Annotated in this window: 21 protein-coding genes, 2 pseudogenes and 1 riboswitch; of the genes and pseudogenes, 19 read left to right on the forward strand and 4 right to left on the reverse strand. The window is 50.9% G+C overall.

The features are described 5' to 3' along the window. The first annotated feature begins 8 nt into the window (after window positions 1-8). From pucD to ade, 11 genes are all read left to right on the forward strand, one after another. On the forward strand, window positions 9-2,309 hold the full coding sequence (pucD, locus tag AC6ESO_RS03360; protein WP_497090134.1) for a xanthine dehydrogenase subunit D: 2,301 nt from the start codon (window positions 9-11) through the stop codon (window positions 2,307-2,309). Beyond that, complete coding sequence (locus tag AC6ESO_RS03365; protein WP_497090135.1) at window positions 2,306-2,809, forward strand: (2Fe-2S)-binding protein; 504 nt, start codon at window positions 2,306-2,308, stop codon at window positions 2,807-2,809. The genes pucD and AC6ESO_RS03365 overlap by 4 nt, the downstream gene beginning before the upstream one ends. Further along, the gene (locus AC6ESO_RS03370; protein ID WP_497090136.1) at window positions 2,806-3,291 is read left to right on the forward strand and encodes a nucleoside deaminase; all 486 of its coding nucleotides are present in this window, start codon (window positions 2,806-2,808) and stop codon (window positions 3,289-3,291) included. The genes AC6ESO_RS03365 and AC6ESO_RS03370 overlap by 4 nt, the downstream gene beginning before the upstream one ends. After that, window positions 3,288-3,788, forward strand: a complete 501-nt coding sequence (uraD, locus tag AC6ESO_RS03375; protein ID WP_497090137.1) for a 2-oxo-4-hydroxy-4-carboxy-5-ureidoimidazoline decarboxylase — start codon at window positions 3,288-3,290, stop codon at window positions 3,786-3,788. Before AC6ESO_RS03370 ends, uraD begins: the two co-directional genes overlap by 4 nt. Window positions 3,789-3,811: 23 nt before the next feature. After that, complete coding sequence (gene pucL / locus AC6ESO_RS03380; RefSeq protein ID WP_497090138.1) at window positions 3,812-4,813, forward strand: factor-independent urate hydroxylase; 1,002 nt, start codon at window positions 3,812-3,814, stop codon at window positions 4,811-4,813. Next, entirely contained in the window at window positions 4,810-5,151 is a 342-nt protein-coding gene (uraH, locus tag AC6ESO_RS03385; RefSeq protein WP_497090139.1) for a hydroxyisourate hydrolase, read from the forward strand. The genes pucL and uraH overlap by 4 nt, the downstream gene beginning before the upstream one ends. A gap of 77 nt (window positions 5,152-5,228) precedes the next feature. Beyond that, window positions 5,229-5,438: a hypothetical protein gene (locus AC6ESO_RS03390; protein WP_494817360.1), complete on the forward strand. Its 210-nt coding sequence runs from the start codon at window positions 5,229-5,231 to the stop codon at window positions 5,436-5,438. Window positions 5,439-5,717: 279 nt separating this feature from the next. After that, window positions 5,718-5,867 carry a 50S ribosomal protein L33 gene (rpmG, locus tag AC6ESO_RS03395; RefSeq protein WP_494817361.1) on the forward strand — a complete coding sequence of 50 codons (150 nt, stop codon included), beginning with the start codon at window positions 5,718-5,720 and terminating at the stop codon, window positions 5,865-5,867. Between the two features lie 118 nt (window positions 5,868-5,985). Next, window positions 5,986-6,894, forward strand: a complete 909-nt coding sequence (locus AC6ESO_RS03400) for a CapA family protein (RefSeq protein WP_497090140.1) — start codon at window positions 5,986-5,988, stop codon at window positions 6,892-6,894. A gap of 192 nt (window positions 6,895-7,086) precedes the next feature. Next, a complete protein-coding gene (locus AC6ESO_RS03405) occupies window positions 7,087-8,580 on the forward strand; it encodes an MDR family MFS transporter (protein ID WP_497090141.1) in 1,494 nt (497 codons plus the stop codon). A gap of 36 nt (window positions 8,581-8,616) precedes the next feature. Next, a riboswitch (purine riboswitch) is annotated at window positions 8,617-8,716 on the forward strand. 55 nt (window positions 8,717-8,771) lie between these two features. Continuing rightward, a complete protein-coding gene (ade, locus tag AC6ESO_RS03410) occupies window positions 8,772-10,523 on the forward strand; it encodes an adenine deaminase (RefSeq protein ID WP_497090142.1) in 1,752 nt (583 codons plus the stop codon). A 69-nt stretch (window positions 10,524-10,592) separates the two neighbouring features. Here the strand turns inward: ade and AC6ESO_RS03415 are convergent. Continuing rightward, a pseudogene (locus AC6ESO_RS03415) lies at window positions 10,593-10,811 on the reverse strand (DinB family protein); the annotation flags it as partial. A 298-nt stretch (window positions 10,812-11,109) separates the two neighbouring features. Here AC6ESO_RS03415 and AC6ESO_RS03420 point away from each other — a divergent pair. The 4 genes from AC6ESO_RS03420 to AC6ESO_RS03435 all read left to right on the forward strand — a co-directional run bounded on the left by AC6ESO_RS03420 (window position 11,110) and on the right by AC6ESO_RS03435 (window position 15,517). Beyond that, entirely contained in the window at window positions 11,110-11,967 is an 858-nt protein-coding gene (locus AC6ESO_RS03420) for a LysR family transcriptional regulator (protein WP_497090143.1), read from the forward strand. A gap of 158 nt (window positions 11,968-12,125) precedes the next feature. Continuing rightward, window positions 12,126-13,163: an NADH:flavin oxidoreductase/NADH oxidase gene (locus AC6ESO_RS03425; RefSeq protein WP_497090144.1), complete on the forward strand. Its 1,038-nt coding sequence runs from the start codon at window positions 12,126-12,128 to the stop codon at window positions 13,161-13,163. Between the two features lie 94 nt (window positions 13,164-13,257). Further along, entirely contained in the window at window positions 13,258-14,049 is a 792-nt protein-coding gene (locus tag AC6ESO_RS03430; protein ID WP_497090145.1) for a GNAT family N-acetyltransferase, read from the forward strand. Between the two features lie 118 nt (window positions 14,050-14,167). Further along, on the forward strand, window positions 14,168-15,517 hold the full coding sequence (locus AC6ESO_RS03435; RefSeq protein WP_497090146.1) for a beta-propeller fold lactonase family protein: 1,350 nt from the start codon (window positions 14,168-14,170) through the stop codon (window positions 15,515-15,517). 67 nt (window positions 15,518-15,584) lie between these two features. Here the strand turns inward: AC6ESO_RS03435 and AC6ESO_RS03440 are convergent, their stop codons facing one another. Continuing rightward, the gene (locus tag AC6ESO_RS03440; RefSeq protein ID WP_497090147.1) at window positions 15,585-16,352 is read right to left on the reverse strand and encodes an alpha/beta hydrolase; all 768 of its coding nucleotides are present in this window, start codon (window positions 16,350-16,352) and stop codon (window positions 15,585-15,587) included. Between the two features lie 113 nt (window positions 16,353-16,465). Between AC6ESO_RS03440 and AC6ESO_RS03445 the strand changes: the two genes are divergently transcribed. The 3 genes and pseudogenes from AC6ESO_RS03445 to AC6ESO_RS03455 all read left to right on the forward strand — a co-directional run bounded on the left by AC6ESO_RS03445 (window position 16,466) and on the right by AC6ESO_RS03455 (window position 20,143). Next, window positions 16,466-17,425, forward strand: coding sequence for a serine hydrolase domain-containing protein (locus AC6ESO_RS03445; protein WP_497090148.1), 960 nt, complete (start codon window positions 16,466-16,468; stop codon window positions 17,423-17,425). 71 nt (window positions 17,426-17,496) lie between these two features. Next, window positions 17,497-19,262: pseudogene (locus AC6ESO_RS03450) on the forward strand (ABC transporter ATP-binding protein). Between the two features lie 74 nt (window positions 19,263-19,336). Continuing rightward, window positions 19,337-20,143 carry a sugar phosphate isomerase/epimerase family protein gene (locus AC6ESO_RS03455; protein ID WP_497090149.1) on the forward strand — a complete coding sequence of 269 codons (807 nt, stop codon included), beginning with the start codon at window positions 19,337-19,339 and terminating at the stop codon, window positions 20,141-20,143. A 151-nt stretch (window positions 20,144-20,294) separates the two neighbouring features. Here AC6ESO_RS03455 and AC6ESO_RS03460 read toward each other — a convergent pair whose 3' ends face one another. Further along, on the reverse strand, window positions 20,295-20,450 hold the full coding sequence (locus AC6ESO_RS03460; protein ID WP_090983801.1) for a DUF1540 domain-containing protein: 156 nt from the start codon (window positions 20,448-20,450) through the stop codon (window positions 20,295-20,297). Window positions 20,451-20,587: 137 nt separating this feature from the next. On the opposite strand from AC6ESO_RS03460, the gene AC6ESO_RS03465 reads away from it, so the two are divergent. Continuing rightward, window positions 20,588-21,880 (forward strand): chloride channel protein, encoded by a 1,293-nt coding sequence (locus AC6ESO_RS03465; protein WP_497090150.1) that lies wholly within the window; start codon window positions 20,588-20,590, stop codon window positions 21,878-21,880. 30 nt (window positions 21,881-21,910) lie between these two features. Here AC6ESO_RS03465 and AC6ESO_RS03470 read toward each other — a convergent pair whose 3' ends face one another. After that, complete coding sequence (locus AC6ESO_RS03470) at window positions 21,911-22,381, reverse strand: C40 family peptidase (RefSeq protein ID WP_497090151.1); 471 nt, start codon at window positions 22,379-22,381, stop codon at window positions 21,911-21,913. Window positions 22,382-22,539: the final 158 nt, after the last annotated feature.

A 22,539-nucleotide genomic window follows, 5' to 3' on the forward strand; every position in this document is an offset into this window, starting at 1 on the left:
CGATGAACATGCTGCTTAACCGAAGCTCCAGCAAGGAGCGGTGGCGAATCAGGCCGGACGGTCCTGATAAAGTGACGGGCAAGCTTGCTTATCTCACGGATCGGACAGTACCGGGCATGCTGATCGGGCGCGTGCTGCGCAGCCCCTATCCTCATGCGCGTATTGTAGCCATCCGTACCGATAAAGCGAAACAGCTGCCGGGTGTTCATGCGGTACTGACTCATGCGGATATCCCCGGTTTGAATGGTTATGGCATTGCGGTTCAGGATCAACCCGTGCTGTGCTGGGATCGAGTTCGTTACGTTGGCGACGCGGTTGCTTGTGTTGCTGCCGAGACGGCTCAGCTGGCAGAACGGGCGTTGTCGCTGATTGAGGTCGATTATGAAGAACTGCAGATTATGGACAGTCCTTCGAAGGCAATGGCTGCGGATGCGGTGAAGCTTCATGCAAAGGGGAATATTTTGCATCAAACTGAATTTGCTCGCGGTGATATCGGGGAAGGCTTCGCAGGCTGCGTCCATATCGTGGAGGAGACTTACTTCTCGCCTCGACAAATGCATACGTACATGGAAACCGAGGGAGGATTGTTCGTTCCGGAAGCGGACGGACGGCTGACGGTTCACTCCCCGACGCAGCATGGGTTTATGGATCGGTTGCAGCTCTCGCGCATTACGGCGATGCCGGAGACGGCCATTCGCATCTTATCCAGTCCGATCGGCGGTTCCTTCGGCGGCAAGGATGAACTGAACGTTCAGCCGTATGGCGCGTTGCTCGCTCTCAAGACGAATCGTCCCGTTAAGATTCACAATTCCAGGCAAGAGTCGGTGAAGGCCGGGCTTAAACGGCATCCGATGACGATTACGATGAAAACGGGGATTGATGGGAATGGCAGTATCCTGGCACATCAAGTATCAATAACGGCGGACACCGGGCCTTATGCGACGCTTGGGGCGGAAGTGCTTCATTTTGCCACCGAGCATGTGATCGGGCCTTATCGATATGGAACGCTCGATGTACAAAGTGTCTCTGTCTATACCAACAACGGAATGTCCGGCGAGTTTCGCGGCTTTGGCGGCAATCAGGCGATATTTGCGCTGGAAGGTCAGATGGATCGCCTGGCGGAGGCGTGCGGGATGGACCCTTGGGCGTTCCGGCTGCACAATATGCGAAAGAAGGCTGATCCGGGGCCATTCGGTCATCCAATAGCACCGACTGACGGTGCGAAGCAGGTATGGGATGCGGTCGAGGCTTCGCCATTGTGGCTGGAAAAGCAACAGAAGCAGCGGTCTGCTCCGTCTGAACCTTGGCTTCATACCGGCATAGGGGCAGCCTTCATTATGCATGGAGCCGGTCTTGGAGCCGGCATACCCGATCCTGCAGGCGGAAGGCTGGTGCTGGCCGAAGATGGCGTCATTGAAGCGCAGTTCGGCTACGAGGAATGCGGGCAAGGGCTATTAGCTTCCCTTGAGCTGATGCTGATTGAGCAGTTCGGCTTCGCGCCGTCAGATCTGCGCCTCATTATCGGCGACACCGATGCAGTGCCGGACAGCGGTTCGACGACCGCTTCCAGAGCGACAACGATGATGTGGAAGTCGCTGCAGCAGCTGCGGCCACCATTTGTAAGCAGCCTGCTTGGCACGGCAGCTGAAATACTGGCCCTTCCTGAAGAGGAGCTGCGTGTTGGCGCAGGCGGTATATGGAGCAAGGGTGAAGCCGGCGGCAGCGGTAACGGTAAAATATTGCTCAGCTACAAAGCGCTGGCTGAGCGTGCAGGTCGAGTAATCCGTGCCGAGACGAAATTCGCGTTTCCTGCCACTTCGTTTCCGCGGACGGGAGCCCATTATCTATACACCTTTGCTGCGGTGGTCGCGAAGGTCGAAGTCAATACGCTGACAGGACGCGTACACGTCCTTGAACAGTATCATGCCGTAGCGGCCGGTCCGGTCGTAAATCCGCAAGGGTATCTGGGGCAAATCGAAGGCGGCAGCATCATGGCGCTGGGCTATACGCTGACTGAGGAAGCGCTCATGCAGGAAGGTCGCTATATGACGGCTAACCTCGACAGCTATTTAATCCCGACGATCAAGGATGCTAACGGAGTCATTCATGTCGAGGCGATCGAAGAGCTGCCGGAAGGAGATGGATTCGGACCGCGGGGAGTCGGCGAAATCGGTTCGGTTGGCGTTGCTCCTGCCATATTAGCAGCGGTGCACGACGCAATCGGAAGGCGTCTGAATAAGCTCCCAATCGATCCGCTCGAGCTGCTGGAACGGCCTACATTTACGGTGAAGGCGGTGAAAGACCTATGAAAAATGAGTCTGAGCTTCAGCAATGGTCTTCCTCTCCGCTAAACTGTTCCGTAAATGGCGAAGAAGTACAGTTGAATGTCCCTGAGAGTAAACGATTGTTGGCGATCATACGTGAAGATCTGGAGCTCTCCGGCACGAAAATATCCTGTGAAATCGGGCGCTGCGGCGCCTGCATGGTGTTGGTGGATGGCAGAGCGGTCAATGCCTGCCTGACGATGGCTTATCAATGTAACGGGAAGGCAATTACGACCATTGAAGGCATCGCCGGAGAAGGCTTGCATCCGGTTCAGCAGGCCTTTCTCGACGAAGGCGGCTACCAATGCGGGTATTGCACGCCTGGCATGATCGTTTCGGTAACCGCGCTGCTGCAGGAGCAGCCATGCCCAACGCTTGAAGAGGTTGAGGAGGCGCTATCAGGCAATTTATGCCGGTGTACGGGCTATGGGGGAATCTTTCGCGCGGTACACCGGATCATTGAACAAGGGAGGGATCAGCCATGAACGAAAAGGAACGGCATTTGTATTATTTGCGCAAAACCATTGAAGTGTCCAAGCAGGCAATAGCTTCAGGCAATACGCCGTTTGGCGCAATTTTGGTCGATCCGGCCGGTACCATCGTTCTGGAGCAGGGCAATGTGGAGGTAACAACGGGCAGCTGTGCCGGTCATGCGGAGACGACCCTCATGGTGAACGCCTCGCGAACATTTTCGAAGCAGCAGCTCTGGCAGTATACACTCTACACTTCCGTTGAGCCTTGTGCCATGTGCGCAGGCGCGATCTATTGGGGGAACGTGGGCAAAGTCGTCTATGGCATGTCGGAGAAACGGCTCATCGAGCTGACCGGTGATGATGAACGGAATTTAACGTTAAATTTGCCTTGCAGAGACGTCTTTGCCTGCGGACGTAAGCCGATAGAAGTGATTGGGCCATTCCCGGAAATCGATGCGGAGACGGCGGCCGTACATGCGGGGTATTGGACATGAGCATAAGTCTATGGCAGCTGAATACGCTCAGTAAAGAGATGTTCGTCGGTCAAATCGGAGGTGTGTTCGAACACTCGCCTTGGGTAGCGGAGAAGGCTTGGGAAGCAAAGCCCTTTCATTCCGTCAACGAGCTGCATGAAGCGATGCTGGCTGCAGTGCGCTCGGTTCCTGAAGAACAAGTAACCGAGCTGCTGCGCGCGCATCCGGATTTGGCGACCCGAATGACGATGACATCTTTCTCCTCTGCCGAGCAGCAAGGGGCAGGGCTGCATGAGCTGTCCCCGGACGAGTTTAAGCGATTTGCTCAGCTCAATGAGGCTTATACGTCACAATTCGGATTTCCCTTTATTATGGCGGTACGCGGCAAAACAAAAGGCGATTTACTGGCAGCCATGCAAGAAAGATTGCAGCATTCTGCCGTGCAGGAGCGCAAACAAGCGCTGCTCGAAGTTCAGCGGATCACGCAGCTGCGATTGCTAGATTTAATCGAAGAATAAGTCTTGAGGTGAAAGGATGATGCATGATGAAGCTTCGAGATGGACGGACGCTTTATTATGGCAAAGGCGATGTGCTGACCTATCGAACCTATGCGGCTCCGCTTGTCGTAGCGCCGATTCCGGAATCACCGTATTGTGGCGAATCCAATATTATTTTTGCGCATAATGTGACGTTCTCGGTCAGCAGCGAGGTGCTGCTGGGCTCGTTCAGCGAAGGTGACAACACGCATGTCGTAGCTACCGACTCGATGAAAAATTTTATTCTAAGGCATGCTGCGGCGTTTGATGGGAGTACGACCGAAGGCTTCCTGGCCTATGTCGCGGAAGCTTTTCTCGCTCAATACCCGCATATTACGGATCTTGAGATTGCTGCCGATCGCATTCCGTTCCAGTCCATTCGGGTTGGCGGGGATGGGGGATTTAACGAGAGCGGATTGGTGTTTCGCAGATCTCACAACGAACATGCCCATGCATGCTTAGCGATGAAGCGCTCTGTCGATGATGGAGTCGTCGTTGTCGGTCAGTCCAGCGGAATTGCGGATTTACAGCTTATTAAAGTGAGCGGCAGCTCATTCTACGGATTTATTCGAGATGAATATACGACATTACCCGAAAGCTATGATCGTCCCTTGTTTATTTACTTGAATCTTCATTGGCGGTATTCGAAGGTCGCGGATGCGTTTGATGGAAGTGGCGGCGCGTATGTGGCGGCGGAGCAAATTCGCGATCTGGCTCAGCAGGTGTTCCACGCGATCCAATCTCCGTCTATTCAATATTTGGTCTGTCAAATTGGCTTACAGCTATTAACCAGATTCCCGCAGCTGGAGGAGGTTAGCTTCGAATCCAACAACCGCACATGGGAAACGATCGTCGATCGTGATCCGGTCACGGGAGCCGGTGTATATACGGAGCCTAGGCCGCCATATGGGTTCCAAGGGTTCTCGCTGACTAGGGCGGATTTGGAGAGCGCTGATTTTCAGAAGGCGATGGCCAATAATACTGCAAAGTCGGTCGCATCGCCATGATGGGACAATTGACCACACATGTTCTGGACACGTCGCAAGGGAAGCCGGCTGCCGGGATGAAGATTCAGCTGTGGGTTCATTCCTCGCTTGGCAAAGCGCCGCAGCTGATCAAAGAAGTACAGACAAACGCGGATGGTCGCGTGGATACGCCCTTGCTTAGCCGCGGCGAATTGCATATTGGCGAGTATGAACTTGTATTTGATGTTGGAGGTTATTTTGGCGATACGCGGTTTCTAAGCCTAGTGCCCGTTCGGTTCATCGTCGAGGATGCGAGGTCCAACTATCATATCCCGCTGCTAGTCGCGCCGGGTGGTTACAGCACGTATAGAGGAAGCTGAACTGGCAGGATTTTGCAAAGCGGCTTGCGCAATGGTAGAGTATAGACTACCTACATACGTGCAAGGAGTGAGTTTCGATGACAGAACCGCAGGCGGTCCAAGTCCATCCATTTTACAAACATGCTGAAGAAGCGTTTAGGCTGCTTCCTGAAGCTGCCGAGAGTTTAGCGAAGCTGAAAGCGGCGTTCGAAGCCGCAAACGAAGAGTTTCTGGCGATTGAGCTTAAACATATGCTGGCGAGGCTGGAAGAGCTGCGCGCATTGTTCGCGGATGGTCCGACAGGTTAGATAGTGGGAAAGAGCTAAGCAGCTTGATATGCTTGGCTTTTTTTATAGGAGTAGGTCAACCGGAATTTACTGGTTGGCCTTTTTTTTGCAGGCAACGCACCAAGGTTGATTATTTAACGAACCGTACTGGCCTTATTTGCTCAAAAAGTAGAGTAGCGAGAGGTTCGAGGCAATGCAGTTTCATGATTCCGGATGTAAAGTATCAGCTACTTTGTTGATTTGGATTGTCACCCAGGCGCCTTCATTCATAAATTAGGGATAAAGGAAGGTGATGAATTCATGCGCGTAACGATTACGATGGCATGTACGGAATGCGGGACACGCAACTACATGACGACCAAAAACAAGAAAAACAATCCGCAGCGTCTGGAGCTTCGCAAATATTGCCCGACGCATAAAAAGGTAACGCTGCACAGAGAAACGAGATGATGAGCAAGTGCGATCCGCGGTTTTGATCTGCACCCCTCTTTTTAGATGAGTCTAATATATGGGGGGCAGTTTATTTCCGCGGATTTTTTTAATTCAAATTGCCGGAGGAGGCGGATCGATGAGAATCACAATTGCGGCAGTCGGGGATTTATTGATGAAGAAGAAAATGATCGCATCGGCCCAGCGCGAAGGCGGATTCGCCCCGATCTTTGCCAAAGTGAAGCCCTATCTGCGAAATTCCCATTTGACGATAGGTAATCTGGAGACGACCTTTTCGGGTGCCGGTTTTCGAGGGGAACGCGGGAAACTATTGTTCAACTCCCCGGACAAATTCGCCGCTACGCTTCGGAGCTTGGGTTTCCATGTATTGGGCACGGCCAATAACCACTGCATGGACGGGAAAGTGTCCGGTTTGAAGCGGACATTAAACGTCCTCGACCGCAACCGTCTGCGGCATACGGGCACGAATCGTTCAGCTCAAGAAGCCCGAAGGAAGCTGATTGTGAACGTGAAGGGAATCAAAGTCGGCATTTTGGCTTATACGAAAGGAACGAACGGGATATCAGTGCCGCAGACGTGGCTGGTGAACCGGCTAAACCGGAAGAAAATGATAGCGGATGTGCGTCATTTGAAGCGGAGATCGGATTTTATCATCGCTTGCCTTCATTTCGGGAAAGAATTTCGACCTTACCCCGATGGCAGCCAGATCCGGCTTATGCAATTGTTATTTAAGAATGGTGTGAATGTAGTGCTCGGAGCGCATCCCCATGTGCTGCATCCCATAAGAATGGCTAAGGTAAAGGATATCGACGGACAAATTAGAAATCGGGTATCCGCATCGTCCTTGGGTAATTTCGTTTCCACCGAACTCCCCCAACATACCGCCAGACTACGCGGCACAATCTTGCTGTTAATCGTAACGAAAGATGCAAATGGGAAGACGGATGTGGTGAAATTGTCGCGGGTGGCAACTCGGATCAAACAAAATGTAGGGAAGAACAACGTTTATCGGGTTGTGCCTGTTTAGATGAATATGGAGGAAGGCAAAGAGGTGAAGAATGGCTTCACTTCTTTTTTTATGGCAACCCAATGCTGAGGGGGGGAGCTAGGGAAACTATCCGAATTCGTGCAGGCTTGCCAGATACATAAGCTTCGTTCGCTAATTATTATCGTGGACTGAGGGAGAACCTAACGAGCAGTAGAAAGGAGAGGATCGAACATGTCTGCACGGACTCCATCGCAATCATTACCGAACAAAGACGACTTCTCGCTGAAAAAGATAATGCCACCACTTATGGCCATTATCGTGGGTATGATCATGGTTATTCTCGACAGTACGGTCGTCAATAACGCCATTCCGCATCTGGTGGACTATTTCGACACGGATCTGAAGACCATCCAGTGGACGGTTACCGGTTATACGCTCGCTTTGTCCGCTGTCATTCCGCTAGCGGGTTGGCTGACGGATAAATTCGGTTCCAAGCAGATCTTTCTGCTGACGATTACCTTGTTCACCATCGGTTCGCTCTTATGCGGGATTGCACAGACGCCGGAGCAACTCATTATTTACCGGGTTATCCAAGGCCTAGGCGGAGGTATGGTATCCCCAATCGGGATGGCGATGGTGTTCAAGCTTGCGCCTCCTGAACGCCGCGGATCGATCATGGGTGTATTGGGCATCCCGATGCTGATGGCGCCGGCTTTCGGCCCCGTCTTGTCAGGGTGGTTAGTGGATTCGGTCAGCTGGCATTGGATCTTTATTATCAATTTGCCAATCGGCATTATTGCATTCATTCTCGGCGTAAAATATTTGCCAAAGTCCGATCGTCATAAAGCACCTCATCTGGATGTCATCGGCATGTTACTTGCGCCAATTGCATTCACGATGCTTGCTTTCGGTGTGAGCGAAGGGGGCACAAGCTGGTCATCGACTGGTGCAATTACGGGGCTAACCGTTGGCGGAATCGCATTACTTGTGTTTATATTCGTGGAATTAAGGCAGGAGCAGCCGCTTCTGGAACTGAAAGTATTCAAATCGTCTGACTTTACGCGCGGGATTATTTTGACTTGGATCGTGCAGCTCGCGTTGTTTGGGGCCATGCTGATCGTACCGCTGTACCTGCAAAGCGTCAAACATTACACAGCTTTGGAGACCGGCTGGATTCTGATGCCGCAGGCGATTTGCGCAGGAATTGGGATGCCGATCAGCGGACGATTATTTGATAAAATCGGGGCAAGGCCGCTTGCGTTCTGTGGACTAGCTGTCGTTTCCGCGGCGTTGTTTATTTTATCTACGGTATCGGTCGACACCAGTCTGTGGCTTATTATCGTTTCCATATGCATGATGGGCCTTGGCATGGGCTTCTCCATGATGCCGCTGAATACACATGTACTGAACTCGGCGCCTAGGCGGTTGGTTAGCCGTGTCACGCCTCTTACAACAGCTGCGCAACAAGTTGTCGTCTCGTTCGCGGTTGCCGGTCTTACCGGATATCTGACGGCACAGATCACTTCCCATACTGCACGCGCCGGACAAGGAGCAAACCCGCTAACTGCAGTAGTCGCGGGGTATGGAGATACGTTCTTCCTGTCCGCATGCATTGCAACCGCGGGTGTCCTTCTTTCGTTAATTCTTCGCAAGCCGAGATTGAACGAAGAGGATAAAAGAAGTATCGGAGATGAACCGGATGCGGCTATGATGATGGGGCACTAAAGCACCTTGTATTTAGGTTGCCGGATGTTGTACAATTACGACAATTTGATAGGAAGTTGTATAACCTCAATAATATGGTTTGAGGGTCTCTACCAGGAGCCGTAAAATCCTGATTACAAAAATGTGTATGACGCTTACACGTTTTTGTGATCGGGATTTTTTGTTTTATTACAGGAACAGAGGTGTGAATAATGGTGCAAAATAGTTCAGCTTTGCGTCCGCTTATCCGAGTCGCGGCCAAACAGGAACCTGCGGATGTGGTCATCCGTAACGGACGAATTGTAAATGTTTTTACAGGTGAGGTAATGACAGGCGACATCGCGATCGTTGAGGGCGTTATAGCCGGAATCGGCAAGTACGAGGGAAAAGAAATTATCGATGCTGGGGGACGTTATATCGTACCTGGTTTCATTGACGGTCATGTCCACATCGAAAGCTCGCTGCTTACACCGCCGCAATTCGCTCGCGTTTCGCTACTGCACGGAGTCACGACGGTCGTTACGGATCCGCATGAAATCGCCAATGTCGCGGGAACTGCGGGTATTCAGTACATGCTCGATGCTGCCGAAGGTTTGCCGATCGACAGCTATGTCATGCTGCCTTCATGCGTACCGGCAACTCCGTTCGAAAGTAATGGGGCTCAGCTTGACGCAGGGCATCTGAAACCTTTCTATAGCCATGCCAATGTATTGGGATTGGCCGAGGTTATGGATTTTCCATCCGTTGAACATACGGAGGAACGCATGCTGCATAAACTTGAAGCGACTCATGAAGCAGGTGCTTTAATGGACGGGCACGCTGCCGGAATAAGCCGCGAAGGGCTAAATGTATATATGGCCGCAGGCATTCGTACCGATCATGAGAGCACCAGCTTGCAAGAGGCGCAGGATCGACTCGACATGGGCATGTACTTGATGATCCGCGAAGGGACGGTCGCGAAGGATCTTGATGCGCTGCTGCCTGTCGTCACGCCGAGAAATGCAAGACGCTGCCTTTTCGTCACCGATGATAAGCTGATCGACGATTTGCTCAGCGAAGGCAGCATCGATCATATTCTAAGGCTTGCAATGGCGAAAGGTTTCGATCCAGTTACCGCCATCCAGATGGCAACGTTGAATGCGGCGGAGTGCTTCCGCCTTTATCGGCATGGTGCAATCGCAGCAGGTTACCAAGCCGATTTGGTGCTGCTCGACGATCTGGAACAAGTTCAAATCCATCAAGTATATAAGCGCGGCCGCTGCGTAGTGGATGCCGGCAAATTAGTGGAAGAAGCTTTCCCGCCAATAGATCGGACGATGGACAGCATGAACCGCAATCTGCCCGGACTTAATTCTAAAGAGGTCGAGCCGGCTCAATTAGCTATCCCGCTCACAGGCGATCGGTGCCGCGTCATTGAGGTCATTCCGAACTCCCTTGTAACAAATCAACTTATTGAACAAGTCATTGCGGATGAGAAAGGGATGTTCTCGCCATCCACAGCCAGTGATTTGCTGAAACTGGCCGTGATCGAACGACATCAGGCGACCGGAAATGTAGGCGTTGGGATCGTCAAAGGCTTCAAACTGCAGCGAGGGGCGATTGCAACTACTGTGGCGCATGATTCCCATAACATTGTGGCGGTTGGCGTTTCCGACGAAGAAATATTGCTCGCGATCGCTGAATTGAAGCGAATCGGGGGCGGAGCGGCGGTCGTAGCCGGCCAAGAGGTCCTTTCATCGCTGCCTCTGCCAATTGCGGGTTTAATGTCCGACCGGCCCTACACGGAAGTGAATGAGGGACTCAAGAAGCTGATGACTGCAATGACCGAGATTGGGGCTTCGCAGGATTTCAATCCTCTGCTAACCTTGTCGTTCCTGACACTGCCCGTCATTCCGCACTTGAAGCTGACGGACAAGGGATTATTCGATTTCACATCGTTCTCCCATATTGCGGTAGAGGTTTAATGAGAGCGCAAAAAAGACCGGCATTTAGCCGGTCTTTTGTATGTGAATGTAAGTGAACTCGATGGAAGGTTATACAGTCAAATCTGCATAAAATGGCGGAACTGCGCCAAGCATGCTGGCATATACGAATAGTTGTCCTTTGTGATGCGCCTCGTGCCCGATTAAGCGATGCAGCACTTCGACAATCGGTTCCGTAACTTGAAAGGCTTCAACGGTAGCGTCTTGCCGTAAATCGGATTCTGAATAGGAGGCAAGCTTCTGTTCATGTTGGGCGGTAAGCTGCTCAAGAAGCTGCCGAGCTTCGCATTACTTGTTGTCCTGCAGTGAGTTCCATTGTAGTTATTGTTGTCATTGATCTATCACTCCTCGATTCGAAATATTTTTATGAAGCGCAGCGCACTATAACCAAGAACAATTCATCACTTCTGCATGACTCTGCCTTGGATAATTATCGTTTCAGACAAAGAACAAAACGACGATGTAGTTGTCGTTGTTTTTGCTGTATCCATACTGTAACACCGCAGACCTGCAGATTGTACTACCGCTATGTTTGACCGGGAGTAACCAAACGTTATGAGGGATGAAGATGAGAATTGAATGGCTGGAAGCCTTTCAGCAGACGGCGGAAACGAAGAGCTTAACGAAAGCCAGCGAATCCTTGCATATCAGCCAGCCCGCTCTGAGTAAGCAAATCCGCAACTTGGAGGTTGAGTTAGGGGCCCAATTGTTGCTGCGCTCGTCCGTCGGCGTATCCCTGACAACAGCCGGTCAGATCCTGCTCGAAAGAAGCAAACGCATCCTTAATGAAGTAAATGCGCTGCGACGGGAGATTACGCTTAGTCAGGATGAAGGGAAGGTCGTACTGACGATCGGTTCTTGGCCAAGTATCGCGACGATCTATTTGCCCGGCCGCATTGCAGGCAATCAGCAGGCAGAAACAAAATTGGAGATCAAAGTACGGGTGTTTTATAGCTTTTTCGAATTGCTGACGAATTTGGATAATGGCACGATCGATGCTGCTTTTTTCGATGACAGAGGGGTTAAGCACTCTTTCTATACTACACCTGCATTTACGGAGAGGTTCTTCCTGTTCGTGAATGTAAACCATCCTATATACGGTAACAAAGAAGAGGTTCAGTTTGAGGAAATTAAGGATGAAACGTTTGTCATGCTGCCTGAGGGCTGCGATGTAAGAATGTTAGTCGAGAAAGAATTTTCCGACAGAGGCAATCAGCTGAACATTGCGTTAGAAATTGAACTCGGACAAAGCATTCTTGGTTTCGTTCATGCCAACCTGGGGATTGCGATTCTGCCCGAAATCTTCATTATTCAGAAAAAGGATACGATTAAAGTCATTCCCATTACGGATTTTGCGACGATACGCCAAATCTCGGTTATTACTCGCGAAGAATCCGTCTGCAAACAGTTGTTAGGCTTCATTTAATCGCATTTGCCCATCATTCGTCATAACGATTGGTTATTACCCACCAAACAGAAACGTAGTACAATCATCCATTTTGGAGTGGTACAGTTACGGAGTACTTATCACAACCACTACCACTGCCAAGAAGCAGTTGAAGGTATAAAGGAGCATGCGAATCCATGTATAATTTGTTCAACGACTTTAAAATCAAGGGTTTGGAACTGAAAAACCGAGTCGTCATGCCGCCGATGTGCCAATATGCTGTCAGGAACAATGATGGAATTCCCACAGAATGGCATTACGTGCATTATGTGAGCAGGGCAATTGGTGGAGCGGCGCTTGTGATCATCGAGATGAGCGACATCGAGCCCGACGGCCGGATTACGGATTTCGATTTAGGCGTGTGGTCTGACGAACAAATCGCACCGCTCAAACGCATCGTCGATGCATGTCATGAATACGGAGCGAAAGTGGGCATTCAAATCGCTCACGCCGGACGCAAAGCCGAGCACGCTGAAGTTCCCGTCGCACCTTCGCCGATCCCGTTCGACGAGAAGTCCAAAACGCCAAGAGAGTTAACGACGGAAGAAACGAAGGCGATGGTCGAGAAATTCCGTACGGCGGCTGAACGCGCGATTAAAGCCGGCGTGGATACGATCGAGATTCATGGCGCCCACGGCTATTTGATTCACCAATTTCAATCCGGCTATACCAATAAACGAACCGATGAATATGGCAAGGACAAGACGTTATTTGGCTGCGAAGTCATCCGTGCTGTCAAAAGCGTGATGCCGGAAAACATGCCGCTAATCATGCGCATTTCCGCTAGAGAATACGTTGACGGCGGCTATGGCCTTGATGAAAGCATTGCATTCTCTAAGGCGTATCGCGATGCAGGCGTGGATATGTTCCACGTGAGCTCCGGCGGCGAAGGCCCGATTCTGGCGCATGGCAGGCCGGGCACGCATGTTGCTTACCAAGTACCGATGGCCAGAGCAATCAAGCAAGCATTGGATGTCCCTGTAATCGCCGTCGGTAGACTGGACGAACCTTCGCTCGCCAATGCGGTCATTGGCAATGAAGACGCAGATCTCGTGGCTGTCGGAAGAGGTATGCTGCGGAATCCGTACTGGACGCTCGAGGCAGCCACTGTGCTTGGCAAAGAAACGTCGCTTCCGGGCGTGTACGGCATGGGTTTTAGAGGTTTGACGAAATAATACGGAGTCATGATCGAGCACCGTTCGGCTGCGAACGGTGCTTTTTTGCGAGTAAATTAATCTAGCAATAACGAAACAAGTGAGGTCATGCGACATGATAAACATACCCGAGAAGATCAAGCAAAATGTCATTTTCTCCAGAGTACAACTAAGTCTTGTAAATCCTCGTATCGTGCTGGAGCAAACGCCAAAGGGCATGCGCTATGAATCTGATCTCACTCATCCCTTGTACAACAGTGTGATTGCATATCAACAACCTTTGTGCGATAAAGGGACCGGGGACGACATCGCAAGCATAATTAAAGGATATAAGGCTCGGGGCGTTCCTTTCACTTGGCTGTCTTGGTCTCATGACGCCGATTACGGGAACTTAGCGCAAACGCTCGAATCGAACGGACTTCAGAAAGTCGATAGCCTGTCAGGGATGTCGCTTTCCTTATTGGATTGGACGTACATTTCGCCGGAGATTCCCGAATTGACCATCCAACCGATCCGAACGCGAGCCGAGATGTCTTGGTTTAGAGAAATTGTGCTGCCCGTATTCGGATTTCAAGGTGAAGCCGGCGATGTCCTCGTTCAATTCAGCGAAGACACCGCTATTGGCGAGAAGGCCGCTTTCCGCCATTACATAGGCTTCATGGATGGCCAGCCGGCCGCAGCGGCAACTGCGATTCACGATGGGGAAACGATCGGCATCTATAATGTAGCCACATTGGAAACCTATCGCCGCAGAGGCATAGGAAGCGCAATGACTGCGCATGCCGCAAGCGAAGGTTATGCCGCCGGCGGAAGGCTTGCCGTTCTGCTGGCGAGCAAGATGGGACAAGGCGTGTATCAGGCGATCGGATTCGAAGAGGATGTCACGATTGACGTTTATTTGGGCTAAATGATTGGATGCAACCGAGCCTGCACAATCTACCAGCACGGCATAGTGATATGTCTCGCGCCATTTTCTCTAGCATCTCATACGATAGAGGAATGGAAGAGTAGAGGAGGCGTCCCCTTTGCCGATCTTGGACACTGGACTGCTGATAAATCGAGAACGAAGACGAACGGCGAGCCTTAGAATTACGGTTATGAATCGCGGAAGACAGCAGGCCTCGGCAGGCATTCAGGTGTATACGATTGCAACCGAAGCGGCGGCATCAATGGATTCGAATCTAGTAAACGGTGATCAAGTAGGAGGGGGATACGGCAAGCTTGTTATGCGCAGGCTGGCTATCGTAGAGCTGCAGCCTGTCGGTTATTCCAGCGGCACCTTCACGGTCCAGCATGAGGTCAAAGAGCTGGATCAGTTTGGCGTCAGTATTACGGCAAACGGTCTTGCGGCCGGTGAGGTGTTTGCTACAATGGCGGAGCTCGACGAGAAAGGCGAGATGATCGATCAGCACAATTTGCAGGTGATGTCGTCGCTGATGGATGAAATGATGCACGCTTATGTGGCGAATCATACCGGTCACACCGTGACGGTCATTCAGACGGCAACCAATACGAGAGTGGCAACGATCCCGTTTCCGGTTGGCAGCAGTCCGCGTCAGCTGGATTTTACCCCGAATGGGCGAGAAGTTTTAGTGACTTGCCAGGGCGATAAAACGGTCAAAATCATCAACACGCTCACGCATACCATCGCCGGTGAAATTACGTTCCCGGTAGGCGCGGTGCCGCTTGCGGTTGCCGTGTCGCGTAACAGCGGCAAAGCTTACGTGACGACGATGGTGGAAGATTATATTGTCGTCATCGATACGGAAACGCGTTCACTCTGCAAGTTGATCCCACTCCCACCAGGTAGTGACCCCGTTGCGGTAGCCATCGCGCCGGATGGACAGAAAGCGTACTGCTGCTTAATCAATAAAGGCTGCATCGCAGTTGTGGACACGATCACCCATGCCATTATATCAACGATCAGGCTCCCTCATGGAGCCAAACCATCTGCGATCGCTTTTACTCCGGACGGTGAGCTAGCGTATGTAACGGATGTGCAGTTTGAACGCGTATATGCGATTCGAACATCTTCGCAAGTAATTACGGCTACGATTAAGCTGGATACGGGCAATGATCCACAGAAGCTAGTGATTACGCCGGATGGCGCATTAGCTTATGTGGCAAGCCGAGGTGGCGACGAGATCGTGGTCATCAATCTGTCGCGCAATGAGATCTTAACCCGTATTGAGCTGCCCGCGGGCAGTAATACGAGCGATATCGCGATAACCGCGGATGGACTGAAGGTGTATGTGACGATATTAACCTTTGGCTACGTTGCGGTAATAGAGGTTGCAAGTCAGCTGCCGATTGCGATTCTGCCAACAGGCAGTTTCCCGTCAGGCGTAGCGATTTCGCCCATTTTACTGGATTAAGCAAACCAAACAAAGCCGCGGTCGGGATTGAGCCTCCAAGCTCATCCCTTCCGCGGCTTTATTGTTTTTATTCAAGCGGCAGCCATGCCAGCACATCCTGAATGTGCTTATCCCAATAGCCCCATTCATGCTCGCCCGGCCCTTCCTCATAGGTAAGCGGCAGCCCAAGACTCCGCGCATGGTCTCGGAACAGCACATTGTGGCTGTATAAGAAATCCTCGGTACCGCAGCATTGGTAGAGCTTCGGAACCGGTTTTCCGGATGCAGCCAGCTGCTCAGCGGCCAGGAACAAATTGTTCGGCAGCTCGTCCACCTTTTCCGGTGAACCGAATATAAGGTTATAATCAAGAGATGAGCGATCGTTAAAGTCTTTCAAATGAAGTGCACCAGATAAACTTGCGGCAGCTGCGAAGGACTCCGGTTTATTCAGAGCGAGCTTAAACGCGCCATAACCGCCCATCGACAAGCCAGCAACGAAATTATCTTCTCTGCGGTCGGACAGCGGGAAGAAAGAGCGGGCGATCGCGGGGAGCTCTTCGCTTATAAAGGTCCAATAATTGCCGCCTAACGCCATATTCGTATAGAAGCTTCGATGTACGGCAGGCATAACAACAGCGATGCCGAGTGCTGCTACATAACGCTCAATTGACGTTCGTCTCAACCAGATCGTATGGTCATCCGACAAGCCGTGAAGCAGGAACAAAGTCTTATGTTTCTTCTGACCGGCATGGGAAGCCATTCCAATCTGTGAGGGAGCCGCCTGCGGTAAAATCACGTTCATCGACATGGACAAGCCAAGCACTTCCGAATAGAAATCACATTGAATAAGAGCCATCCTGTTTATTACCTCCGGTTTATTCGCATTTGGTATTTGGTTGGATCTGTCAAGCTACTCTTATTTTACATGCAAGCAACCCATACAGCCAGTAAGAAAGGAACTACTTACACATGGATGTACTGACTTCAGCGTCATCGAATCGGTCAGAGCTCTACACGGACGAACTACGCAAACACCTGGAAACATGGAAAATAAACGATGTCGTCATTCTCCGGGGCGGCGAGCTGCTCTGGGATTGGCATGACAAGAACATCGACCGAGTAGGCGCGATCTACTCCTGTACGAAGAGTATTCTCTCCGCATTAATCGGAATCGCCATCGAGCAAGGCCATATCAATAGCATCGACGAGCCGATAGCCGATTACTTTCCCGCGATTATCGGAAACGATGAACGCAAACGTTCCATTCGAATCAAGCATCTGCTGTCCATGACGTCCGGACTGGACTGGCCTGATTTCGATAAGCCGTATTGGAAAATGAAGCGTACAGACGATTGGATCTCCTTCATTCTCTCGCAGCCAATGGTGCATGACCCGGGGGAAGCATTTGCCTACAATTCAGGCGGCTCGCATGTATTATCAGCCATTCTGACGAAAGCGACCGGACAAACAACCTATGCCTATGCGGAGGAGCATTTGTTTCAGAAGCTGGGATTTCGCAAACCGAGATGGAACAGCCACAATGGCATTTACGAAGGCGGAGCGGGGCTTCATATGACTTCCGGGGATATGGCGAAATTCGGCCAGCTTTACTTGCAGGGCGGGCTATGGAAGGGGGAGCAGGTTATTCCGCGGAACTGGGTCGAAACCTCAACCTCGGTACATCACAAAGGACTGTCGCATTACGAGCCTCCAATATTCGGTGAATACGGGTATCACTGGTGGATATCGACTGTGGCGCATAACGGCGTGGTAGACTACTGCTTCGCCAAAGGTTATGGGGGACAATACATTTGCATCGTACCGTCTTATGATCTTGTTGTTGCCATCCGTAAGGAGCCTGAGGGCAAGAGCAGCGCGATGGCGGCCAAACAACTGCTGTTCGAGCATATCCTTCCGTTCTGTTCATAATCTGTTCAAAAACCGCTGTTATGCTTAACGCATACTACAGAATAGATACGCAGGGGAAGGAACTGATCACCATGAACGAACAAGCAAAAACAAGCGGCAGCTGGAAACCGCTGCTGCGATTAATCGGTCAAACAAGGCCGTCTAAAGGTCTATTAATAACAGCTATATCGATGAGTTTGATCGGGACATTAATTTCGCTGATCATCCCGTTGTTTACGAAGAATCTCGTGGACGGCTTCTCGATTAGCAATCTTAGCTGGCAGCAAATCGCGCTATTCGGCGGCATCTTCGTTCTTCAAGCCTTAGCCAGCGGGTTCTCCATGTATATGTTGAATGCGGTAGGGCAGCGAATCGTGGCCAACTTGCGCGACAAGCTGTGGAAGAAGCTGCTGAAACTGCCCATTCCGTATTATGACAATCACCGCACGGGCGAGACGATTAGCCGAATGACCAATGACACCGGTGTCGTAAAGCAGCTTATCTCTGAGAATTTAACGAATTTCTTAACCGGCATTATCTCGGTAACCGGATCGGTTGCCGTATTGTTCTACATGGATTGGAAAATGACTTCAGTCATGCTCGGCGTGATCCCGATTGCTGCCGTTTTCCTGGTCCCGCTGGGCCGTCAAATGTACATCGTTTCGAAGGGACTGCAAGAGGAAACGGCATCGTTCACGACTACATTAACTCAGGTTCTCTCCGAGGTTAGACTTGTGAAATCGATGAATGCCGAGAAACGTGAATATACAGCCGGCAGCACGAGAATTAGCAGTTTGTTCAACTTCGGTCTGAAAGAAGCGCGTATTCAGGCGATGATCGCACCGCTTATGATGTTCGTTATGATGATGCTGCTTGTGGTCATTATCGGTTACGGCGGGATGCGGGTGGCCTCAGGCGCGCTATCGGCCGGCGAACTCGTTGCCTTCATTCTATATTTGATCCAAATTGTAATGCCGATGACGCAAATTACTTCTTCTTCACACAGTTCAAGAAAACAGTCGGCGCCACGGAACGAATCATCACCATATTGGAGTCACCGGAAGAAGATCACGAAGGCGGCAAGCCGGTGGATCGTGCGGATCAAGTTATTTCCGTGAATGATCTCAGTTTCAATTATTCGAATGGCGAGCCCGTGCTGACGGATCTCAACTTCCGTGTAGAACCGGGGACAGTTACAGCGATCGTAGGGCCGAGCGGCGGCGGGAAAACAACCCTATTCTCTCTTCTGGAACGATATTATGAGCCAACGGGCGGGACCATTAAGCTTGGCCGGGAATCCATCGACAACTACAATTTAAGGTCGTGGAGAAGCCAGTTCGGGTATGTTTCGCAGGAAAGTCCGCTGATTGCCGGAACGATTCGAGATAATTTGTGCTATGGCATGGATCATGAAGTAAGTGACGCCTCGATCGTCCATGCGGCTGAAATGGCCTATGCCCATACTTTCATCAGCGAGCTGCCAAATGGTTATGATACGGAAGTCGGGGAACGCGGAATCAAGCTCTCCGGCGGTCAACGCCAGCGGATTGCCATTGCCAGGGCGCTGCTGCGTGATCCGAAGATCCTGATGCTCGATGAGGCGACATCAAGTCTTGACAGTAAATCGGAGGTTGTCGTTCAAGAAGCGCTTAAGAACTTAATGGCGGGGCGAACGACGCTGGTTATTGCCCACCGGCTGTCAACGGTTGTGGATGCGGATCAAATTCTGTTCATCGAGAAAGGCAAATTGACCGGAAGCGGAACGCATGATGAGCTGCTTGAAACCCATCCGCTGTACTTGGAATTTGCCACGCAGCAGCTTCGGCTTTATGAGAGAGAAACCGTAGAATTAGAGTAGTCAGCTTGGACGGACACGTGTATAGTAAAGCGTGGTAATTTTATTACAGGTATAGGTCTGAGGAGGAACATGACATGCAAACGAAGTTTTTGAAAGCATTGTGGGGAATGGAAGGCACATACCGGGACATGTTTACCCGGATTAAAGCAGCAGGTTTTGACGGTGTCGAGACACCGATGCCCGAAGCCGATCAAGAAAATGAATTCAAGGAACTGCTGGAAGAGTTCAAATTCGACTTTATCCCGCAAATCTTCACAGGCGGCGCTGATCATGCGGCCAGCTTCGCTGAGCAAGTGGAGCGCGCGGTTTCGTTTAAACCGCTATTCGTGAACTCCCACAGCGCTCGCGATCACATGACATTCGAGCAGCAGGTTAACTTCTTCGAACAAGCGCTTGCCGTAGAACGTGCAACTGGCCTTGCGGTAGGACATGAAACGCACCGTCAACGTGCGATGTTCACGCCATGGACGACAGCTCGTTTGCTTGAAGCGCTCCCTGAGCTTAAGATCACAGCTGACTTCAGCCACTGGACTTGCGTTTGCGAGTCGCATCTGGAAGATAACAGAGCGGACATCGAGCTTGCGATTTCCCGTACGCTCCATATTCACGCGCGTGTAGGCTATGCGGAAGGACCGCAAGTGCCGGATCCATCTGCACCGGAATACGCGTATGAAGTGTCGCTGTTCGAAGGCTGGTGGAAAGAAATGATCCAAAGCCGTGCGGCGCAAGGACATGCTGTTTCAACGGTTGTACCTGAATTCGGACCTCCGGGCTACATGCACACGCTTCCGCACACGAACCAACCGGTTGCGGATCTGTGGGAAGTTAACGATTGGATCTACAAACGTTTCCGTGAGAACGTAAAGAACTGGCAAGCGTAAAAAATATTTGTAATTTCCATTCTCAATGATAATTATTATCACTGTTGGCTATACTACGGTATAGAGGGACAGGACGAGGACGAGCCGCCTTCTGGTCGAGACGGCTCGTTGTTGTTTCATCCTGTTTTATTAAACAAACCAAGAACTTACCTTAGATTTTTGCTTCAAAGGTTTTGCAATCCGTTTCTTCGGAATTGTTCGCTTGTTTCCCGCGGTTACTCACCACATATATGGAAGAAGCGTTGCAATGGTTGCCTGCAGCCCAATGCTTGCAGGAATTAACTTCGCAAAGAACATCTTTCGCCATCTGAACTCACCTCCGTTCTCATTTAGGATGGTCGTTTTGGCATGCCTTTTATACCCTGACTACAGAAGTTTATTGCCTATGAAGCTGTGAAGCGGCTATGATAGGGAGCAAATAGGGTGTAAGGGCTGACAATAGCGATGACGATGATGCGTAAAAGTTTTATGTGGATGATGTACAGCGTGTTAACCGGGATTGCCGTCGGTACGGCTGCCGCTTTGTTTCTGGCCGGACTCGAATATGCAACTTATCTTCAGAATTCCTTTTCTTGGATGCTGCTGCTTCTGCCAATCGCTGGAGCTGGAATGAGCTACTTATTTGTGAAGTATGGGGCGAATACCGCTAAGGGTAATAATCTCATAATTGAGCAAATACGTCGGAGCGACGAACAGCTGGGCCTCTATGAACGAGTTCCGATTCGCATGGCTCCGCTCATATTGCTCGGTACGTGGATCACCCATTTATTTGGCGGCTCAGCCGGCCGAGAAGGGACAGCCGTTCAGATGGGCGGCAGTATCGCCGACTGGTTCGGAAGGACGTTTAAGGTTAGTGCAGCCGGCAGACGAATCCTGCTGTTAGGTGGAATAAGTGCCGGATTCGGAGCTGTATTCGGGACGCCTTGGGCGGGTACGGTCTTTGCGCTTGAAGTGGTCACCATGGGCAGGAAAATTTCGTATAACGCGATCCTACCCTGTCTCATTGCAGCATTTGCTTCCAACTATACAACGCTGGCTTGGGGGATTCATCATATTGCATACAGTATGGGCAGCGGTATTCCTTCATTTAGCTGGGGTGTTCTGCTGAAAGTGCTGATCGCATCCATCTTGTTCGGTTGGATGAGTCTCTTGTTTACCTACGCGATTCTTTTCGTGAAACGAATGGCCTCGAGATGGGTACCGCTTGGCTGGATTAGAGCTTTTGTAGGTGGTTTGGTCATCATTGGGTTAGTTTTTGCCGTTAATACCCGTGAATACCTGGGGTTAAGCTTGCCGCTTCTGGTACAATCCTTTCAGGAGCAGGTGCCGGCTGCCGCATTCTTATGGAAAACGATCTTTACGGTCGTCACACTCGGTACCGGATATCTGGGTGGAGAGGTTACGCCGCTGTTTGTTATCGGTGCCGCACTCGGTAATGCGCTCGCGCCACTCTTGCATTTAAGTGTCGCCTTTCTGGCCGGACTTGGGTTGATTGCGGTATTCAGCGGAGCGGCCAATGCACCGCTGGCTTGTGCCGTGCTAGGATTAGAGCTCTTCGGTACTTCCGGAGCCGGCTATATGCTTCTAGCTTGTATAGTCAGCTATATGTTCTCCGGACATAACGGCATTTACAGCTCGCAGTTAATCGGTGTCGCGAAGCCGCGCTATTATGTTAAGGTGCCCGGATTGAGCTTGCTGCATACGAAACTCAAAAAGGGAAGAAACGCTCAGCTATGAGCGCTTCTTCCCTTTTTATTCGCCACTAGACTAGGATACGCGGCGTGCTGTAGCGTAGTGATCGCTCCACCAACCGGATTTGATGCTTGAGATCATGACGCCCGGCTTGCCATAGGTATGAATCATTTTGCCATTACCGATGTAGATGCCGACATGGTGAATCGGTTTATAGAAGAAAACCAAGTCGCCTGGCTTCAGATTGCTTTTGCTTACATAAGTACCGACTTTGGATTGGCTCTTGGACGTGCGCGGCAGCGTAGTACCATACTTCTTAAACACATATTTAGTGAAAGAAGAGCAATCGAAGTATCGAGTTGTTGACGTAGAGACGCCATATTTATAAGGTGTGCCGAGATATTTTTTGGCGGTGCTGATAATGCCGCTTGCTTTCGCAGCCGATGTTGCGTGAGCCGGTGTAGCTTGCAGTGCTACTGTGCCGCCTGCCAGCAAAGAGAAGCTTAATGTGATACTCATAATAAATTTGCCGATTTTAGTGTTCATGATTAAAGTTCCCCCTGTGATGTAGTTCCCATGAAGCATGTTCGCCTGGGACAAATGACCTAAAAACACTATAGCATATAAAAAACTTCCAACATTTACTTGGTAAGCGGATTCACAAGGAATGACAAGGGTTTCAGCCGAACTATGAGAAATGCATT

It is taken from the genome of Paenibacillus rhizoryzae, from assembly GCF_059686995.1.

Coding starts and splice junctions, on each gene's coding strand:
- pucD (WP_497090134.1), top strand. CDS start 9: ATGCTGCTTAACCGAAGCTCCAGCAAGGAGCGGTGGCGAATCAGGCCG.
- AC6ESO_RS03365 (WP_497090135.1), top strand. CDS start 2,306: ATGAAAAATGAGTCTGAGCTTCAGCAATGGTCTTCCTCTCCGCTAAAC.
- AC6ESO_RS03370 (WP_497090136.1), top strand. CDS start 2,806: ATGAACGAAAAGGAACGGCATTTGTATTATTTGCGCAAAACCATTGAA.
- uraD (WP_497090137.1), top strand. CDS start 3,288: ATGAGCATAAGTCTATGGCAGCTGAATACGCTCAGTAAAGAGATGTTC.
- pucL (WP_497090138.1), top strand. CDS start 3,812: ATGATGAAGCTTCGAGATGGACGGACGCTTTATTATGGCAAAGGCGAT.
- uraH (WP_497090139.1), top strand. CDS start 4,810: ATGATGGGACAATTGACCACACATGTTCTGGACACGTCGCAAGGGAAG.
- AC6ESO_RS03390 (WP_494817360.1), top strand. CDS start 5,229: ATGACAGAACCGCAGGCGGTCCAAGTCCATCCATTTTACAAACATGCT.
- rpmG (WP_494817361.1), top strand. CDS start 5,718: ATGCGCGTAACGATTACGATGGCATGTACGGAATGCGGGACACGCAAC.
- AC6ESO_RS03400 (WP_497090140.1), top strand. CDS start 5,986: ATGAGAATCACAATTGCGGCAGTCGGGGATTTATTGATGAAGAAGAAA.
- AC6ESO_RS03405 (WP_497090141.1), top strand. CDS start 7,087: ATGTCTGCACGGACTCCATCGCAATCATTACCGAACAAAGACGACTTC.
- ade (WP_497090142.1), top strand. CDS start 8,772: ATGGTGCAAAATAGTTCAGCTTTGCGTCCGCTTATCCGAGTCGCGGCC.
- AC6ESO_RS03420 (WP_497090143.1), top strand. CDS start 11,110: ATGAGAATTGAATGGCTGGAAGCCTTTCAGCAGACGGCGGAAACGAAG.
- AC6ESO_RS03425 (WP_497090144.1), top strand. CDS start 12,126: ATGTATAATTTGTTCAACGACTTTAAAATCAAGGGTTTGGAACTGAAA.
- AC6ESO_RS03430 (WP_497090145.1), top strand. CDS start 13,258: ATGATAAACATACCCGAGAAGATCAAGCAAAATGTCATTTTCTCCAGA.
- AC6ESO_RS03440 (WP_497090147.1), bottom strand. CDS start 16,352: ATGGCTCTTATTCAATGTGATTTCTATTCGGAAGTGCTTGGCTTGTCC.
- AC6ESO_RS03445 (WP_497090148.1), top strand. CDS start 16,466: ATGGATGTACTGACTTCAGCGTCATCGAATCGGTCAGAGCTCTACACG.
- AC6ESO_RS03455 (WP_497090149.1), top strand. CDS start 19,337: ATGCAAACGAAGTTTTTGAAAGCATTGTGGGGAATGGAAGGCACATAC.
- AC6ESO_RS03460 (WP_090983801.1), bottom strand. CDS start 20,450: ATGGCGAAAGATGTTCTTTGCGAAGTTAATTCCTGCAAGCATTGGGCT.
- AC6ESO_RS03465 (WP_497090150.1), top strand. CDS start 20,588: ATGACGATGATGCGTAAAAGTTTTATGTGGATGATGTACAGCGTGTTA.
- AC6ESO_RS03470 (WP_497090151.1), bottom strand. CDS start 22,381: ATGAACACTAAAATCGGCAAATTTATTATGAGTATCACATTAAGCTTC.